This is a genomic window from Rhodococcus sp. D-46 (assembly GCF_011290655.1).
Lineage (GTDB): Bacteria > Actinomycetota > Actinomycetes > Mycobacteriales > Mycobacteriaceae > Rhodococcus_F > Rhodococcus_F qingshengii.
In genome coordinates, this window is record NZ_JAANTF010000012.1 from 106,573 (window position 1) to 124,183 (window position 17,611).

Annotated in this window: 14 protein-coding genes; 4 read left to right on the plus strand and 10 right to left on the minus strand. The window is 62.5% G+C overall.

Annotated elements, in window-relative coordinates; genetic code table 11:
• Positions 1 to 8: 8 nt before the first annotated feature.
• The 6 genes from G9U53_RS28385 to G9U53_RS28410 all read right to left on the minus strand — a co-directional run bounded on the left by G9U53_RS28385 (position 9) and on the right by G9U53_RS28410 (position 5,501).
• Positions 9 to 482: a MarR family transcriptional regulator gene (locus G9U53_RS28385; protein ID WP_007728410.1), complete on the minus strand. Its 474-nt coding sequence runs from the start codon at positions 480 to 482 to the stop codon at positions 9 to 11.
• The gene (locus G9U53_RS28390; RefSeq protein ID WP_116058189.1) at positions 469 to 1,563 is read right to left on the minus strand and encodes an LLM class flavin-dependent oxidoreductase; all 1,095 of its coding nucleotides are present in this window, start codon (positions 1,561 to 1,563) and stop codon (positions 469 to 471) included. The genes G9U53_RS28385 and G9U53_RS28390 overlap by 14 nt, the downstream gene beginning before the upstream one ends.
• 147 nt (positions 1,564 to 1,710) lie before the next feature.
• Positions 1,711 to 3,243 (minus strand): DHA2 family efflux MFS transporter permease subunit, encoded by a 1,533-nt coding sequence (locus tag G9U53_RS28395; protein ID WP_003942006.1) that lies wholly within the window; start codon positions 3,241 to 3,243, stop codon positions 1,711 to 1,713.
• The gene (locus G9U53_RS28400) at positions 3,240 to 3,710 is read right to left on the minus strand and encodes a MarR family winged helix-turn-helix transcriptional regulator (RefSeq protein ID WP_003941890.1); all 471 of its coding nucleotides are present in this window, start codon (positions 3,708 to 3,710) and stop codon (positions 3,240 to 3,242) included. Before G9U53_RS28400 ends, G9U53_RS28395 begins: the two co-directional genes overlap by 4 nt.
• A gap of 89 nt (positions 3,711 to 3,799) precedes the next feature.
• Complete coding sequence (locus tag G9U53_RS28405; RefSeq protein ID WP_076948842.1) at positions 3,800 to 4,765, minus strand: NADPH:quinone oxidoreductase family protein; 966 nt, start codon at positions 4,763 to 4,765, stop codon at positions 3,800 to 3,802.
• A 79-nt stretch (positions 4,766 to 4,844) separates the two neighbouring features.
• A complete protein-coding gene (locus G9U53_RS28410) occupies positions 4,845 to 5,501 on the minus strand; it encodes a TetR/AcrR family transcriptional regulator (protein WP_003941871.1) in 657 nt (218 codons plus the stop codon).
• Positions 5,502 to 5,566: 65 nt separating this feature from the next.
• Between G9U53_RS28410 and G9U53_RS28415 the strand changes: the two genes are divergently transcribed.
• Together G9U53_RS28415 and G9U53_RS28420 are read left to right on the plus strand one after the other, a co-directional pair.
• Complete coding sequence (locus G9U53_RS28415; RefSeq protein WP_165639673.1) at positions 5,567 to 6,556, plus strand: NAD(P)-dependent alcohol dehydrogenase; 990 nt, start codon at positions 5,567 to 5,569, stop codon at positions 6,554 to 6,556.
• Between the two features lie 44 nt (positions 6,557 to 6,600).
• On the plus strand, positions 6,601 to 7,359 hold the full coding sequence (locus G9U53_RS28420) for an acyl-ACP thioesterase domain-containing protein (RefSeq protein ID WP_083291738.1): 759 nt from the start codon (positions 6,601 to 6,603) through the stop codon (positions 7,357 to 7,359).
• Here G9U53_RS28420 and G9U53_RS28425 read toward each other — a convergent pair.
• Positions 7,356 to 7,556 (minus strand): hypothetical protein, encoded by a 201-nt coding sequence (locus G9U53_RS28425; protein ID WP_003941897.1) that lies wholly within the window; start codon positions 7,554 to 7,556, stop codon positions 7,356 to 7,358. The genes G9U53_RS28420 and G9U53_RS28425 overlap by 4 nt on opposite strands.
• A 73-nt stretch (positions 7,557 to 7,629) precedes the next feature.
• Here G9U53_RS28425 and G9U53_RS28430 point away from each other — a divergent pair, with 73 nt between their 5' ends.
• Entirely contained in the window at positions 7,630 to 8,127 is a 498-nt protein-coding gene (locus tag G9U53_RS28430) for a histidine phosphatase family protein (protein WP_007728426.1), read from the plus strand.
• A gap of 13 nt (positions 8,128 to 8,140) precedes the next feature.
• Here G9U53_RS28430 and G9U53_RS28435 read toward each other — a convergent pair whose 3' ends face one another.
• Entirely contained in the window at positions 8,141 to 9,148 is a 1,008-nt protein-coding gene (locus G9U53_RS28435; RefSeq protein WP_165639674.1) for an LLM class flavin-dependent oxidoreductase, read from the minus strand.
• A gap of 88 nt (positions 9,149 to 9,236) precedes the next feature.
• Here G9U53_RS28435 and G9U53_RS28440 point away from each other — a divergent pair, with 88 nt between their 5' ends.
• Positions 9,237 to 9,623 carry a glyoxalase superfamily protein gene (locus G9U53_RS28440; RefSeq protein ID WP_003942070.1) on the plus strand — a complete coding sequence of 129 codons (387 nt, stop codon included), beginning with the start codon at positions 9,237 to 9,239 and terminating at the stop codon, positions 9,621 to 9,623.
• A gap of 72 nt (positions 9,624 to 9,695) precedes the next feature.
• Here G9U53_RS28440 and G9U53_RS28445 read toward each other — a convergent pair whose 3' ends face one another.
• Positions 9,696 to 13,652, minus strand: coding sequence for a DNA-directed RNA polymerase subunit beta' (locus G9U53_RS28445; protein WP_003941914.1), 3,957 nt, complete (start codon positions 13,650 to 13,652; stop codon positions 9,696 to 9,698).
• Between the two features lie 117 nt (positions 13,653 to 13,769).
• Entirely contained in the window at positions 13,770 to 17,276 is a 3,507-nt protein-coding gene (gene rpoB, locus G9U53_RS28450; RefSeq protein ID WP_003942068.1) for a DNA-directed RNA polymerase subunit beta, read from the minus strand.
• Positions 17,277 to 17,611 lie beyond the last annotated feature (335 nt).

The window sequence follows — 17,611 nt, forward strand, 5'->3', positions numbered from 1 at the left end:
GCCTCCAGTCATGACTGCGCGAGACGCAGACGCGTGCACAATTCGGCCAACAGTCGAAGTTCATCAGCGTCCAGGGCCGGTCCGACGTGGCGGCGGATGCTCGCGGCATGACGGCGACCCACTGATTTCTGCAGCGCTGCACCCGTTTCGGTGAGTTGCACGATCGTCCCGCGGCGATCCTGTGGATCAACACTTCTCGTTACCAGACCTTCGCCCTCCAACCGTTCCACCAGGCGACTGAGCGAAGGCTGGCTCAGCAATATCTCCCGATTCAGGTCATGCAGGCGAAGGGAACTACTCGGCGCAAGACTCAGCGTGAACAGCACGTCGTACTCGCGCATCGACACCTGATCCCAGACGTCATCGGCAGAGAGCCGCCGCATCACCGACACCTGGGCGCGAAACAAGGCTTCCCAGGCGTCGGTGGCGAGTTCGGTGGTGCTGACCGGAACCTCAGGCGGTTGCTCGTCAGGCAGTGACACTGCTTGCCTCACGAGCCGCCTTCATCGACGCGTGAGTGGGCGGGTTGTCCGGCACATGTGCTGGCCGCCTGGCCGCGAACTCACGGCGCAGAACCGGAACAACTTCCTCACCGAGCAGATCGAGCTGCTCGAGCACCGTCTTCAGCGGCAGTCCGGCGTGATCCATCAGGAACAGCTGGCGCTGGTAGTCACCGAAGAAATCGGCAAACGCCAACGTCTTCTCGATGACCTGCTCGGGGGAACCGACGGTCAGCGGCGTCTGCTCGGTGAACTCTTCGAGTGAGGGCCCGTGGCCGTACACCGGGGCATTGTCGAAATACGGACGGAATTCCTTGACCGCGTCCTGACTGTTCTTGCGCATGAAGACCTGACCGCCGAGGCCGACGATCGCCTGATCCGCGGACCCGTGGCCGTAGTGCTCGTAACGCCGGCGGTAAAGATTGATCAGCTCGATGTAGTGCTCTTTCGGCCAGAAGATGTTGTTCGCGAAGAATCCGTCGCCGTGATACGCCGCGATCTCCGCGATCTCGGGGCTGCGGATCGAGCCGTGCCACACGAACGGAGCGATACCGTCCAGCGGGCGCGGTGTGGACGTGAATCCCTGCAGCGGTGTGCGGTACTCCCCTTGCCAGTTCACGACCTCCTCGTCCCAGAGCCGGCGAAGAAGTTGATAGTTCTCGAGCGCCAACGGGATTCCGGCGCGAATGTCCTTGCCGAACCACGGGTACACAGGCGCGGTGTTTCCGCGACCCATCATCAGGTCGACGCGCCCCTCGGCGAGGTGCTGGAGCATCGCGTAGTCCTCGGCGATCTTCACCGGGTCGTTGGTGGTGATCAGCGTCGTGGACGTGGAGAGCGTGATCTTCTCGGTCTGGGCCGCGATGTATCCGAGCATCGTGGTCGGAGATGACGGCACGAACGGCTTGTTGTGATGCTCGCCGGTCGCGAAGACGTCGAGACCGACTTCCTCGGCGTGCTTGGCGATGGTCGTCATGGCCTTGATGCGCTCGTGCTCTGTCGGGGTCGCCCCCGTCGTGGGATCAGTGGTGACGTCACCGACCGTGAAGATTCCGAACTGCATGGTTGCTCCTCCGCGAACTAGATCCATGCGTTTGCATGTAACTGATCAAACATTCAACCATCCAGCTGTATTCCACGGCAAAAAGGTGAGGGCGGCACACAAGATGTGTGCCGCCCTCACCTGGACGAACGATCTACCGAAAAGCGGTCAGTGCATAACGATCGGCGTTGCCGTCTCGCCCTCGGCCACCGGCCTGGTGGTCTTGCTCCGCGGCAGGAAGAACGCCGGGATGAGGGTCAGGACGATCAGCACAGTGGCAACGAGGAAGGTGTTACCGAAGGCATCCGACGCCGCACTGAGAATCGAATTCGCAGCAGACTCCTGCGGACTTCCCGGTTCGGTCGGAATGTGCGAGGCCGCACCGACCATCGTCGTGTCGAGGCCACGATCGAGAAGCTGGTTGGTCAAGACCACCGACATCACGGCGGTACCGATCGAACCTGCGGTCTGCTGAACGATGTTCATCAGGGTGGAGCCGCGAGCAATCTGCTCGTTGGAGAGCGTCACGATAGCTGCGGTCATCAGCGGCATCATGGTGCAACCCATACCGAGGCCCATGACGAACAAGGCACCCATCAGCAGCCACGTCGGGGAATCCGAGGCAACCTGTGTGAACACACCCAAGCCGATCAGAATCAACGGCAAACCGGTCAGGACGATCTTGCCCGGGCCGATCTTGTCGACCAGTCGACCAGCGATCGGCATAGTGACCATAGCGCCGAGACCCTGCGGAGCCATCAACAATCCGGCAGCGAGCGTGGTGTGACCGCCGACCTGGATGAAGTAGCTCGGGAACAGCAACCCGGCGCCCATGAAGGCGACGATGAACAGCGACGTCGTGATGACGGCGGTGGTCAACTGACGGTTCTTGAACAGGTGCAGGTCGATCAGCGGGTGATCCTTGTTGAGCGCGTGGAACACGAAGGCGATGATCAGCGCCAGACCGATACCGGCCGACACCAGAACCCGAGCGGACGCGACGGTTCCCACCTCAGGGATGGACGACACACCGAACAGGAACAGCGCCAGGCCGGGCGACAGCAGGATCATGCCGAGGAAGTCGAACGACTCCGAAGGCTTCGCCTTGTCGGACGGCAAAATGATGAATGCTGCTGCCAACGCGATGATGCCGATCGGCAGGTTGATCAGGAAGATCCAGTGCCAGCTCGCGGCCTCGATCAGCCAACCACCGAGGATCGGGCCACCGATGGGGCCGAGCAGCATCGGGATACCGAGAACTGCCATGACGCGACCGACGCGGTCCGGACCGGCGGCCCGGGTCATGATCGTCATACCGAGCGGCATCAACATGCCGCCGCCGAGACCCTGGAGCACGCGGAAGCCGATGAGCGAGGTGATGTCCCACGCCATCGCACAAGCGACCGAACCGAGTACGAACAGCACCAGGGCCGTCATGTACAGGCGCTTGGTGCCGAAACGGTCGGCAGCCCAACCGGTAACCGGAATGACCGTCGCCAAAGCGAGGGTGTAGGCCGTCATCGTCCACGCGACGGTGGCGTACGAAGTTTCGAAGTCCTCGGCAAAGGTGGTGAGCGCGACGCTCACCACGGTTACGTCGAGAATCGACATGATGGCGCCGAGCACCACCACGGAAGCGATCTTGAGGACCGCCCCGTCAAGTTTGTCGGACGCCGGTGCCGGCGCGTTCGGCGATGTCATCGCGAAGTCTCCTGGTTAAGTGCTCGCAGATAGTCACCCGCGAGAATGGGCTTGAGAGCCTCGAACAAACGAATCCGCTCTGGCTCAGGAACACGCGACGCGAATTCGCGAAGCTGGCCGCGCTTGCACTCGATGTGGTTGGTCGTCACCTTACGACCGGCCTCCGACAAGGAAACCCGCTTGACGCGTCGGTCCCGCTCGTCTTCACGGCGATCGACCAGACCCATATTCACGAGCTGATCGATGTTCCGCCCCGTAGCTGCCACCGAGAGCCGAAGCTCGTCGGCAACCTCGTTGATCGGGATCGCCGCATCACGTTGTGCAAGTACGAACAGCACACGCACCTGAGAGAACGAGAGATCCAGTTCGATCAACGCATCGATCGACTCCGAATCACCGGCGCTCATCAGGCGAGTGAACAACTCGTCGAGTGCTCCATACAGGTCATCAGAATCGGAAGCGATCACCTGGCAAATGGTAGTGCGGTTGCAACTATTGCCCAAATGAAAACATGTTGCAACTTATTATTTGGTGACCACCATCACGTTGCGAAGAATCATTCCTGCAGCAAGATGGCCTTTCCGAGAACTTTGCCGCTTTCGAGATCAGCCAGGGCAACTGCTGCGTCGGCAAGCGGATACCGTGCCTTGACCAGCGGACGCAAGCCGTTTAGGACGTGTTCTACCAGCGATGCGTGTACCTCGGCTACCGCCTCGGGATTGGTACGCGTGAACTCACCCCATGCCGCGCCGACAATGCTGATATTGCGAAACAGCACCCGGTTCACCTTTACCTCGGGAATACCGCCGCCGGCGAATCCGATCACCACGAGTCGTCCTTCTGGTGCCAGAACCCGGACCGCGTCGTCGAACGCATCGCCGCCCACCGGATCCACCACGATCTGAGCGCCGACGCCGTCGGTCAGTTCCCGAATCCGCTCTCCCCATCCCGGAGCCAGCGCGACCACCTCGTCGGCACCGAGCTCACGCAAGAAGTCATCGACGCCCTCGCGTCGTACCACGGCGATCACCCGGGCACCGTGCGCCTTGGCCAGCTGGATGGTTGCCGTTCCGACTCCGCCTGCAGCGCCCAGCACGACGACAGTCTCCCCCGCGACGATCTTCGCGCGACGAGCGAGCGCGAACTCCATCGTCTGATAGTTGATGATCAGCGAGGCCGCCTCGTCGAAGGCGAGTCCGTCCGGAATTCGGAGTACCTGCGCCGGGTTGACGGCAATCCGCTCTGCATACCCACCCAGATACGCGGCCGCGAGAACACGATCGCCCGGAGCGAAACCCGACCCTTCCGGCGCGGAGACCACGACGCCCGAGATCTCCGCGCCGGGAATGAACGGCGGTTCCGGGCGGATCTGATACTTGCCGTAGGTGATGAGCAGGTCCGGAAAGCAGACGCCACTTGCCTTCACATCGATGAGAACAAGACCTTCGGCTGCGGGCTCGGGAACCTCCTGCGCGACAATTCCTTCGGGACCGGACAGTTCCGTAACCACCATGGCGCGCACAGAAAGCTCCTCTTCGGGACATCTGAAGTCTGGACCGGTAACCCGGTTTTCTCGACTTTAACCCGGTACTCACGTCAGATCATCGTTCGCTCCCGATGTGCAGACGTTCGAGTCCGTCGAGAATCAGATCGAGACCGAAAGCGAATTCGGCGGCGTAGCTGTATCCCGGAGCAAGGACGTGCTCGGTGGTCAACTCGGCCAGGTGCGGATACTGACCGCTCTCGAACGAGCCCATGATCGCCTTCGCCAGTTCCGTCGTTTCCTGCGCTGTTTCGAACGGCAAGCTCACTTCTTGCAGCACGAAGCCGTAGATGTACGCATCCATGATCGAAAAGGCATGCGCAGCAAGGGCGACGGGAAAGTCGGCGGCGCGTAGCGTTCCGATGACGGCATCGTGGTGGCGCAGGGTCGCGGGACCAGGCGTCGTTCGGGACTCCATCAACGGAGTTGCCCACGGGTGCCTCCCCAACACTTCCCTTGTCGATACCGCTCGCACGTGAAGTTCCGTGCGCCACGGGCGTCCCGGCGTCGGCAGATCGATCTCCGCGAAGACCGCATCGACCATTCCGTCGAGCAGATCCCCCTTGTCCGAAACATGGTTGTACAGAGACATCGCTTCGACGCCCAGTTCGGTGCCCAACTTCCGCATGGTCATCGAATCGATTCCGACGGAATCGGCAAGCGCGACAGCAGCGTGTACGACGTCGTCTCGGGTCAATCTTGCGCGCTTCTCCACGTTGACAGAACTTACACCGTAAGTGCAATACTTACGCTGTAAGTATTCGACGAACGGAGACTCGCATGCCGAAGGAACTGATGACCGCCGTCGTACAGGATCGCTACGGCGAGGCCGACGTTCTCTACGTCGACCACATTCCGCGCCCCACTGTCGCCGACAACGAAGTGCTGATACGCGTCGAGGCCGCGTCCGTCGACCGCGGGGCATGGCATCTCATGGCCGGACTGCCATATCCGTTGCGCCTCGCGGGTTTCGGGCTGCGCAGACCTAGGAACCGAGTCCGCGGACTGGACGTGTCCGGCCGAGTCGAGGCCGTCGGCAGTTCGGTGACCCGCGTGGCAGTCGGCCAGGAGGTATACGGGATCGCGGTCGGTTCGTTCGCGGAGTACGCACGCGCACTCGAGACGAAGATTGCCGCAAAACCTGCCCGATTGTCGTTCGCACAAGCAGCAGCGGTACCGGTCTCCGCCCTCACAGCGTTGCAAGCCGTGCGCGACCACGGCCGCGTGCAGGCGGGCCAATCCGCCCTCGTACTCGGCGCATCCGGTGGCGTCGGGATCTACGCGGTGCAGGTGGCAAAAGCCATGGGCGCTCACGTCACCGGCGTGTGCAGCACCTCGAAAACCGATACCGTCCGCTCCATCGGTGCCGACGAGGTTCTCGACTACCGCGTCGACGACGCCACCGACGGATCGCATCGGTACGACGTCATCATCGACACCGGCGGCAACCGCCGACTGCGAGATCTTCGACGGGCGCTCACACGCACCGGAACGCTGGTGATCGTCGGCGGCGAGAACGGCGGACGGTGGCTCGGCGGAACCGATCGCCAAATACGCGCACAGTGCTTGTCTCCGTTCATATCTCAGAAAATGGGCACCTTCATCGCTTCGGAGAACGCCGACGATCTGGAGGTCCTGACGCAGATGATCGACGCAGGTGACATCACCCCGGTGATCGACTCCGTTCATCCCCTTGCCGACACCGCCGTCGCCGTGGCACGAATGGTCGACGGCTCCGGCTGCGGAAAGCAGATAATCGCCACTCGCTGAAAAGCCTGACAGAATCGGCTCACTCCAGCGAACAGGAATCTCACGTGAACCCAGATCTCACGCTCGCGCAACAGCCGGACCGAGGACCGATCTTCGTCAAGTCCCGCCCGGTCCGCACCGGCGACATCGACGTCGCCAAGCAGGTCAGGCTCGACGCCGTCGCCCGCTACCTGCAGGACATCGGCAACGACAACATCGAGGCCGCGGGAGCCATCGACACCCATCCGCTCTGGATAGTGCGTCGTACGGTCGTCGACGTCGTACGCCCGGCGATCTGGCCGGAAGAGTTGACGATGACTCGCTGGTGCTCCGGCTTCTCCACGAGATGGGCGAACATGCGTGTGCGCTTCGACGGCAGCAACGGCGCGCTGATGGAAACCGAAGGCTTCTGGATCAACATCAGCGCCGAGTCGGGCATGCCCACGCGGATGAGTGACGACTTCATGCGGCCACTGGAGGAATCCACCGACGAGCATCGCCTGAAGTGGAAGCGGGTACTCGCCGAGAACGCACCGGAGGCGGACGGCGCGGGTGTTCTGGACACGCCGTTCGCTCTGCGCGCCACGGATATCGACCCGTTCGACCACGTCAACAACGCCGTCTACTGGCAGGCAGTCGAAGAGGTCCTCAGCGCTCGCACCGAACTACGGACAGTTCCGCATCGAGCACTGATCGAGTACCTCTCCCCCATCGTTTCCAGCGACGACGTCGTCCTGCGCAGCCGCGTCGACGACAAGACCGTCACGGTCTGGTTCCTGGTCGGCGAAGCGCTCCGCGCAGTTGCGCAGGTGAGCGCCCTCTAACGCAGTTTCTGGGTCGCGACAGCCGCGACACCGAACACCAACGCAAGAAGAATCGCGGCCCAGAAACCGAAGAGCCACCACACCACGCCGAACACGACCACTGCCGGGGCAACGGTGATGAAAGCGATGGTGGGGCTTTCGCGTACCACCTCGAGTGCAGTTCGGGCATTAGTTCGATCGAGCTTCTTACCGGCCATCGAAAACCTCCTTCAAGGTCCTGACCATCCAGAGTAACCGGACTGACGGGCACAAAGCGGATACCGTGAACGCATGGCCGACCACCGCACCCTCGTCCTCATGCGACACGGCAAGTCCAGCTACCCCGAGGGCATCCGTGATCACGAGCGTCCGCTCGCCGAACGGGGCCTGCGCGAGGCCCGCATCGGCGGCGAATGGATCCGCGAAAACGTCCCGCCCGTCGACGCCGTTCTGTGCTCCACCTCCCGGCGGACCGTCGAAACCCTTGCCTCGACGGGAATCGAAGCTCCCGCCGGGTTCGAGAAGTCCATCTACGGCGGCTCACCCGCAGACGTCATTGCAGCTGCGCGAACCACGTCCGACCACGTCAAGACGCTCCTGATTGTCGGACACGAACCCGGAATTCCCTGGACTGCACTCGATCTCGCATCGAACGAAAACTCCGAAGCGGCCCAACGTATCCGCGACAAGTTCCCGACTTCGGCGATCGCCGTCCTCTCCGTACCGGTGCCGTGGACCGAACTTGACGACTCCGTCGCCACTCTGCTCGAGTTTCACGTGCCCCGTTAGATCAACCACACTGCTAAACCACCTCACGCAATAGGCGGTCCGAAAGTGCAAGCGCGTCACGGTCGTACGTCGATGTCGACGCCAACACTTCGTCGGCACCGGTCCGTTCGGCGAGATCGTGAAGTTGCTGTTTCACCTCGACGGGTGTGCCGTGCAGCGCCGACGCCATGAACGACTCGATCCGCCTGGCGTTTCGATCACTGCGCGGAGCACGCCTGATCTCGTCCAGCGACGCGAGCGGCGGAAACTCCCCCGTCCGTGACGATTCTGCGAGCGCGTATGCCTCCGGGATCAGCAACTCACGCGCCGCGTCGGTGGAATCGGCAACCGCCACTTCGAGAGAAACCACCACATAAGGTTCGGGATGCGTGTCGGTGGGCCGGAAAGCTCGGCGGTACTCGTCCAATGCCTCCACCCGGTCGGTGCTCCCAATTCCGAGTATCGGCCCACCCACGACCACCGGAAGCCCCAGCTGCGCTGCCACTTTCAGACCTGTGCGCGTCGCCAGCACGAAGATCGGGACTCCAGTCTGCGACGCCGGCCGTGCCGTCACTGCCGCGGAACCGTCCAGATAACGCCTCACCTCGTCCAGGTCCGACACAAACGTGTCCGGAGCGTCCTTGCCACGTCGTAGTGCCTGACGAACAGGCTCCGTGAATCCCAGCGATCGGCCGAGGCCGAGATCGATTCGCCCCGGGTACAGAGCCTCCAGCATCAGGAACTGCTCGGCAACGATCAGCGGTTGGTGATTCGGCAGCATGACCCCACCGCTGCCGAGTCTGATATCGCGCGTATGCGCGCCGATCGCGGCAAGCAGTACTGCCGGCGACCCGCTCCCGATCCCGGGAACCGCGTGATGCTCGGCCACCCAGAACCGGTGGTAGCCGAGAGCGTCGGCGTGCGCGGCACGTTCGACGGAATGCGTCAGAGCTGCGGAGTCGGGGTATCCGCTCCTGGTTCGGGATCGGTCGAGCAGTGAGAGAAGCACCCTCGGAGCAACAAGGAATTCGGAAAGTTTCATCCGGACGCCAAACGAGGACCGTTTCTGACCGCAATACCCGCAACACTGGACCTGTCGCCGGAATTCACCATCACATGAAGGGCACGTCATGGACATCAAGCTCGAACTGGTCGCCATTCCCGTCACCGACATCGACCGCGCCAAGGACTTCTACGTCCGCCTCGGATTCAATGCCGACCACGATCACACGGTCAGCGAAGACCTGCGATTCGTCCAGCTGACCCCTCCCGGTTCGGCCTGCTCGATCTGCATCGGCAAGGGAATCACCGACGCCGAGCCCGGCTCGGTCGTCGGCATGCAGGTAGTGGTCAAGGACATCGAAGAGGCCGAGCGCGAGTTCAAGAGCCGCGGCATCGACATCAGCCCGATCGACGACCAGGCCTGGGGGCGGTTCATCTACTTCGCCGACCCCGACGGGAACAAGTGGGCCGTCCAGGAGATCGTCATCCCGGACCTCAGCGGCAGCAACTCCTGAAAACGTCCCACTCCTGACATGAAAAATCCCCCCACCTCTTTCGAAGTGGGGGGATTTTCTACGAACTAACGCTTAGCGGTAGTCGTTGCTGAAGCCGTAGTCGTCCAGCGGAACTGCAGCACCGGTGTTCTGGCCGAAGCCGTCCGGGCTGTAGTACTGGTCGTCGTACGACGGCACTGCGTAAGCAGCGGCGCGTGCCTCTTCGGTGGGCTGAACCTGGATGTTGCGGTAACGGTTGATACCGGTACCGGCAGGGATCAGCTTGCCGATGATGACATTTTCCTTCAGACCGATCAGCTTGTCCGAGCGGCAGTTGATAGCCGCGTCGGTCAAGACACGAGTGGTCTCCTGGAACGATGCCGCGGACAGCCACGAATCCGTCGCGAGCGACGCCTTCGTGATACCCATGAGCACCGGACGGCCGGCTGCGGGCTCGCCACCCTCGGCGACAACGCGGCGGTTTGCCGACTCGAACTCGGCGCGCTCGGTGAGCGAACCGGGCAGGAACTCGGTGGCACCGGAATCGATGATCGTCACGCGACGAAGCATCTGGCGCACGATGACCTCGATGTGCTTGTCGTGGATCGACACACCCTGGCTCCGGTACACCTCCTGGACCTCGTTGACCAAGTGGATCTGAACCTGACGCGGACCCATGACTCGCAGGACCTCGTGGGGATCGGCAGCACCTTCCATGAGCTGCTGTCCGACCTCGACGTGGTCACCGTCAGCCAAGAGGCTTTCGCGACCGTCGGCATGCTTGAAGACACGCAGACGCTGACGCTTGCTGAGCTTGTCGTAGACAACCTCTTCGCCGCCGTCGTCCGGAACGATGGTGATCTTGTAGAAACGATCGCCGTCTTCGAGCTGTACCCGACCGGTGACGTCCGCGATAGGAGCCTTGCCCTTGGGCACACGTGCCTCGAACAGCTCCTGGACACGCGGCAGACCGCCGGTGATGTCATCTCCTGCGACACCACCCTGGTGGAAGGTACGCATGGTCAGCTGGGTACCGGGCTCACCGATCGACTGTGCGGCGACGATACCGACAGCCTCACCGATGTCGACCAGCTTGCCGGTGGCCATCGAGCGGCCGTAGCAAGTGGCGCAAACGCCGGTGCCGGTGGTGCAGGTCAGGACCGAGCGGACCTTGACCGTCGTGATGCCGGCTTCGAGCAGAGCATCGATCGCGGGGTCACCGAGATCGTGGCCACGCTCGACGATGACGGTGCCGTTCGCGTCGACTGCATCGGCCGCCAAGGTACGGGCGTACGTGCTGGTCTCCACGTGAGCATCGCGGATCATCGTGCCGTCGGCCTGCTTCTCGGCGATCGTGGTGACGATGCCGCGCTCTGTTCCACAGTCGACCTCGCGGACGATGACGTCCTGCGAAACGTCCACCAGACGACGGGTCAGGTAACCCGAGTCGGCGGTGCGGAGTGCGGTATCGGCCAGACCCTTACGAGCACCGTGCGTGTTGATGAAGTACTCGAGAACGGTCAGGCCTTCCTTGAAGGAAGACTTGATCGGACGCGGGATGAACTCACCCTTCGGGTTTGTCACCAGGCCCTTCATACCGGCGAGCGAGCGAACCTGAGTCATGTTGCCGGCTGCGCCGGACTTCACGATCATCGGGATCGGGTTGCTGTCGGGGAAGTGAGCCTCCATGGCCTTGCCGACCTTGTCGGTCGCTTCCTGCCAAATGGTGACCAGAGCGCTGTTGCGCTCCTTCTTGTCCAGAGCACCACGCTGGTACTGCTTCTCGATCTTGTCGGCCTGAGCCTCGAAGTCCTCGATGATGGCAGGCTTCTCCGGCGGCACGAGCACGTCGGAGATCGAGACCGTGACACCCGAACGGGTGGCCCAGTAGAACCCGACGTCCTTGAGCTTGTCGACGGTCTGAGCAACCACGATCATCGGGTACCGCTCGGCGAGATCGTTGATGATCGTCGCCTGGCGCTTCTTCGGCATCTGCTCGTTGACGAACGGGTAGTCCGCCGGAAGCAGCTCGTTGAAGAGCACACGGCCGAGTGTCGTGGTGGCGGTCCAGCCGTCACCGTAGTTCCAGCCCTCGGGGAACAGTTCGTTCTCGAGGTCGCGCGGCGGACGCTGCTGCGTCAGACGCACCTTGATCTGAGCCTGAACCGAGAGCGCGCCGCGGTCGACTGCCATCTGAGCCTCGGCGGGCGAGGAGTACACGCCCTGCTCTGCCTCGTCGTTGGTCGGAGCAACGAGCTCACCGGTGACACCCTCGTCGAGACGGGTCAGGTGGAACAGACCCGTGACCATGTCCAGACGCGGCATGGCGAGCGGGCGACCCGAAGCAGGCGAGAGGATGTTGTTCGAGGACAGCATCAGGATGCGTGCCTCGGCCTGAGCCTCTGCCGACAGCGGGAGGTGAACAGCCATCTGGTCACCGTCGAAGTCGGCGTTGAAGGCCTCACACACCAGCGGGTGGAGCTGAATGGCCTTGCCCTCGACGAGCTGCGGCTCGAATGCCTGGATACCCAGACGGTGCAGCGTAGGTGCACGGTTGAGCAGCACGGGGTGCTCGGCGATGACCTCTTCGAGGACGTCCCACACCTGGACGCGCTTGCGCTCGACCATGCGCTTTGCCGACTTGATGTTCTGCGCGTGGTTCAGATCGACCAGACGCTTCATCACGAACGGCTTGAACAGCTCGAGAGCCATCAGCTTGGGCAGACCACACTGGTGCAGCTTGAGCTGAGGACCGACGACGATGACGGAACGACCCGAGTAGTCGACGCGCTTACCGAGCAGGTTCTGACGGAAGCGACCCTGCTTGCCCTTGAGCAGATCGCTCAGGGACTTCAGCGGGCGGTTACCCGGTCCGGTGACCGGACGTCCACGACGACCGTTGTCGAACAGGGCGTCGACCGACTCCTGCAGCATCCGCTTCTCGTTGTTGACGATGATCTCGGGAGCACCGAGGTCGATCAGTCGCTTGAGGCGGTTGTTGCGGTTGATGACGCGGCGGTACAGGTCGTTGAGGTCGGACGTCGCGAAACGTCCACCGTCGAGCTGAACCATCGGGCGAAGCTCCGGCGGGATCACCGGAACAGCGTTGAGGACCATGCCCATCGGCGAGTTGCCGTTGGTCTGGAATGCCGCAACCACCTTGAGGCGCTTGAGTGCACGCAGCTTCTTCTGGCCCTTGCCGCTGCGGATGGTCTCGCGGAGAGACTCTGCCTCGGCGTCGAGGTCGAAGTTCTGCATCAGGATCTGGATGGACTCTGCGCCCATCGCACCCGTGAAGTACTCGCCGTAACGGTCGACCAGCTCGCGGTACAGGAGCTCGTCGATGATGAGCTGCTTGACGCTCAGCTTGGTGAAGGTGGTCCAGATCTCGTCGAGACGATCCAGCTCACGCTGCGCGCGGTCACGGAGCTGACGCATTTCGCGCTCGCCGCCGTCCTTGACCTTGCGGCGGACATCGGACTTCGCGCCCTCTGCCTCGAGCTCGGCGATGTCGGCTTCGAGCTTCTGCGCACGTGCCTCGAGATCGGCGTCGCGCTGATCTGCGACGGTCTTCTTCTCGACCTGCATCTCGGCTTCGAGGGTGGACAGCTCGTTGTGACGGAGCTCCTCGTCGACACCGACGATGACGTAGGCAGCGAAGTAGATGATCTTTTCGAGATCCTTCGGAGCCAGGTCGAGCAGGTAACCGAGACGGCTCGGAACACCCTTGAAGTACCAGATGTGCGTGACCGGTGCGGCCAGTTCGATGTGACCCATGCGCTCACGACGAACCTTGGCGCGAGTGACCTCGACGCCACAGCGCTCACAGATGATGCCCTTGAAGCGGACACGCTTGTACTTACCGCAGTAGCACTCCCAGTCCCGAGTGGGGCCGAAGATCTTCTCGCAGAAGAGGCCGTCCTTCTCGGGCTTGAGCGTGCGGTAGTTGATGGTCTCCGGCTTCTTGACCTCGCCGTAGGACCAATTGCGGATGTCCTCTGCACTGGCCAAGCCAATGCGGAGTTCATCGAAGAAGTTGACGTCGAGCACGTAACTTCCTTTCCCCGTTGGGGTTACGGTTGCCGGTCACCCGGCAACCTGACTGCCAATTCAAATGTGAACTACGCCCCCGGGCCGCTCTTTCAAGAGCAACCCGGGGACCGAAACCTAGTTCGCGAGGTCGTCGACCGTCGCAGCTTCGTTCCTGGACAGGTTGATGCCCAGGTTCGCTGCGGCCCGCTCCAAGTCCTCGTCGTCGCCGTCCGCCATCGTGATGGCCGCGCCGTCCGAGGACAGCACCTCCACGTTGAGGCAGAGCGACTGGAGCTCCTTGAGGAGCACCTTGAACGACTCGGGGATGCCGGGTTCGGGGATGTTCTCGCCCTTGACGATGGCTTCGTACACCTTGACTCGACCGACCACGTCGTCAGACTTGATGGTCAGCAGTTCCTGCAGCGTGTAAGCCGCGCCGTAGGCCTGCATCGCCCAGCACTCCATCTCACCGAAGCGCTGGCCACCGAACTGGGCCTTACCACCGAGAGGCTGCTGCGTGATCATCGAGTACGGACCGGTCGAACGAGCGTGGATCTTGTCGTCGACCAAGTGGTGCAGCTTGATGATGTACATGTAACCGACCGAGACCGGGTACGGGAACGGCTCGCCGGAGCGGCCGTCGAACAAGGTGGCCTTTCCGTCGGGTCCGACCATCTGCTCGCCGTCACGGTTCGGCAGCGTCGCGCCGAGGAGACCGGTGAGCTCGTCTTCCTTCGCACCGTCGAACACCGGGGTGGCGATGTTCGAGTCGGCCGGAGCGGACAGCATCTCTTCCGGCAGGGTCGCAGCCCAGTCGGGACGAGAGCCGTCGGACGCGATCTGAACGTTCCACCCGGTCTTGCCGATCCACCCGAGGTGGGTCTCCAAGACCTGACCGATGTTCATACGACGCGGGACGCCGTGCGTGTTCAAGATGATGTCGACAGGCGTGCCGTCCGAGAGGAACGGCATGTCTTCCTGCGGCAGGATCTTGCCGATGACGCCCTTGTTACCGTGGCGGCCGGCGAGCTTGTCGCCGTCCTGGATCTTGCGCTTCTGTGCCACGTAGACGCGGACCAGCTCGTTGACACCGGGAGGCAGATCGTCGTCTTCGTCACGCGAGAACACGCGGATTCCGATGACCTTGCCGGTCTCACCGTGAGGAACCTTGAGGGACGTGTCACGAACCTCGCGAGCCTTCTCACCGAAGATGGCGCGAAGGAGGCGCTCTTCGGGGGTCAGCTCGGTCTCGCCCTTCGGCGTGACCTTTCCGACCAGCACGTCGCCGTCACGAACCTCGGCACCGATACGGATGATGCCGCGCTCGTCGAGGTCGGCGAGGACCTCGTCGGAGACGTTCGGGATGTCGCGAGTGATTTCCTCGGCACCGAGCTTGGTGTCGCGGGCATCGATCTCGTGCTCCTCGATGTGAATCGAGGTCAGGACGTCCTCTTCCACGAGACGCTGCGACAGAATGATCGCGTCCTCGTAGTTGTGGCCTTCCCACGGCATGATCGCGACGAGCAAGTTCTTGCCCAGCGCCATCTCACCGTTCTCGGTGCAAGGGCCGTCGGCCAGAACCTGGCCGGCCTCGACACGCTGTCCCTCGTCCACGATCGGACGCTGGTTGGCGCACGTGCCCTGGTTGGAACGCGCGAACTTGCGCATCCGGTACGTCTTGCGGCTTCCGTCGTCAGCCATCACCGTGACGTAGTCCGCGGAGATCTCCTCCACGACACCGGTCTTCTCGGTGATGATGACGTCGCCGGCATCCACAGCTGCACGCAGCTCCATGCCGGTACCAACGAGAGGTGCCTCGCTGCGAACCAGCGGGACAGCCTGACGCTGCATGTTCGCGCCCATCAGGGCACGGTTTGCATCGTCGTGCTCGAGGAACGGAATCATCGCGGTTGCGACGGACACCATCTGACGCGGCGAAACGTCCATGTAGTCGATATCCGAGGACGCGACGAACTCGACCTCGCCACCCTTACGGCGGACGAGAATCTTCGAGTCGGTGAAGCGACCCTCGCGGTCGATGGCCGAGTTGGCCTGCGCGACCACGTGGCGGTCTTCTTCGTCAGCGGTCAGGTAGTCGACCTCGTCGGTCACCTGTCCGTCGACGACGCGACGGTACGGGGTCTCGATGAAACCGAACGGGTTGACGCGGGCGTAGACCGACAGCGAACCGATCAGGCCGATGTTCGGGCCTTCCGGGGTCTCGATCGGGCACATGCGGCCGTAGTGCGACGGGTGAACGTCGCGTACCTCGAGGCCGGCGCGCTCACGGGACAGACCACCCGGGCCGAGGGCGGACAGACGACGCTTGTGCGTCAGCCCCGACAGCGGGTTGTTCTGGTCCATGAACTGCGACAGCTGGGAGGTTCCGAAGAACTCCCTGATCGCAGCGACGACGGGACGGATGTTGATCAGCGTCTGAGGCGTGATTGCCTCGACGTCCTGTGTGGTCATGCGCTCACGAACCACACGCTCCATGCGGGACAGGCCCACGCGGATCTGGTTCTGGATGAGCTCGCCGACGGTACGCAGACGACGGTTGCCGAAGTGGTCGATGTCGTCGACCTCGACGGGAACCTCGACGCCGCCCGGAGCCGTCATCGAGGTGTCACCTGCGTGCAGACGCACGAGGTACTCGACGGTGGCGACGATGTCTTCTTCGGTGAGCGTGGATGCAACGATCGGCTGACCCGCGTTCAGGCCGAGCTTCTTGTTGATCTTGTAACGACCCACGCGAGCGAGGTCGTAGCGCTTGTCCTTGAAGAACAGGTTCTCCAGCAGGGTCTGCGCGCTCTCCTTGGTGGGGGGCTCGCCCGGACGCAGCTTGCGGTAGATGTCGAGCAACGCCTCATCGGTGCCGGCGGTGTTGTCCTTCTCCAGCGTGGCCATGAGGATCTCGGAGAAGCCGAAGCGCTCCGTGATCTGCTCGGTGGTCCAGCCGAGTGCCTTGAGCAGGACGGTGACAGGCTGACGACGCTTGCGGTCGATACGGACACCAACGGTGTCGCGCTTGTCGACGTCGAACTCGAGCCATGCGCCGCGACCCGGGATCACCTTGACGCTGTGCAGATCCTTCTCGGTGCTCTTGTCGACGCTCATGTCGAAGTACACACCGGGGGAACGCACGAGCTGCGAGACGACCACACGCTCGGTGCCGTTGATGATGAAGGTGCCCTTGTCGGTCATCATCGGGAAATCTCCCATGAAGACCGTCTGGCTCTTGATCTCACCAGTGTTGTTGTTGATGAACTCCGCGGTGACGAACAACGGCGCCGCGTAGGTCATGTCCTTGTCTTTGCACTCGTCCGTCGAGGCCTTGACCTCGTCGAATCGAGGGTCGGAGAAGGACAGCGACATAGTGCCGTTGAAATCCTCGATCGGAGAAAGCTCCGCGAGGATGTCCTCGAGACCACCGGACACTGCATTGTCGCCGAGTGCCGCTGCTCGTTCACGCCAACTCTGCGCGCCGATCAGCCACTCGAACGAATCTGTCTGTACGTCAAGAAGCCCGGGAACTTCGAGGGGTTCGCGAACTTTCGCGAACGAAACCCTCTTCGGGGCTCCGGGGATTCCGGAAACTGCCTTGGTCTGGCTAGAGACTGCCAAGATGCGTCCTTCCAGCACCTCACGCGGGCCGCTCCGTGCTGTTGCGACCGCCGCTGTATCTGCTTCGAATTTCGCTGGTTACAACCCGAACGAAACCCGTCGCAGAAAGCAAGAAGTACTTGACTTCGCAGCGGTTGAGACGAGGGGTGGACAGGAGGCAGCCAGCGCAACGTCCAAAAGTACACCCTTACTCTGGAAATGTCGAGTCGGGTGTAACTGAGGGTCGAATTCAGATACTGACGTGAGACTGCCGATCACTCGTCCGTGCATGTTCACCGATCAGAGTGGACCTTGCGGACCGCTCCGTCAAGGGCGAGAGCGCGTGTCGCAGCATTCGAACATTCGTGACGCGC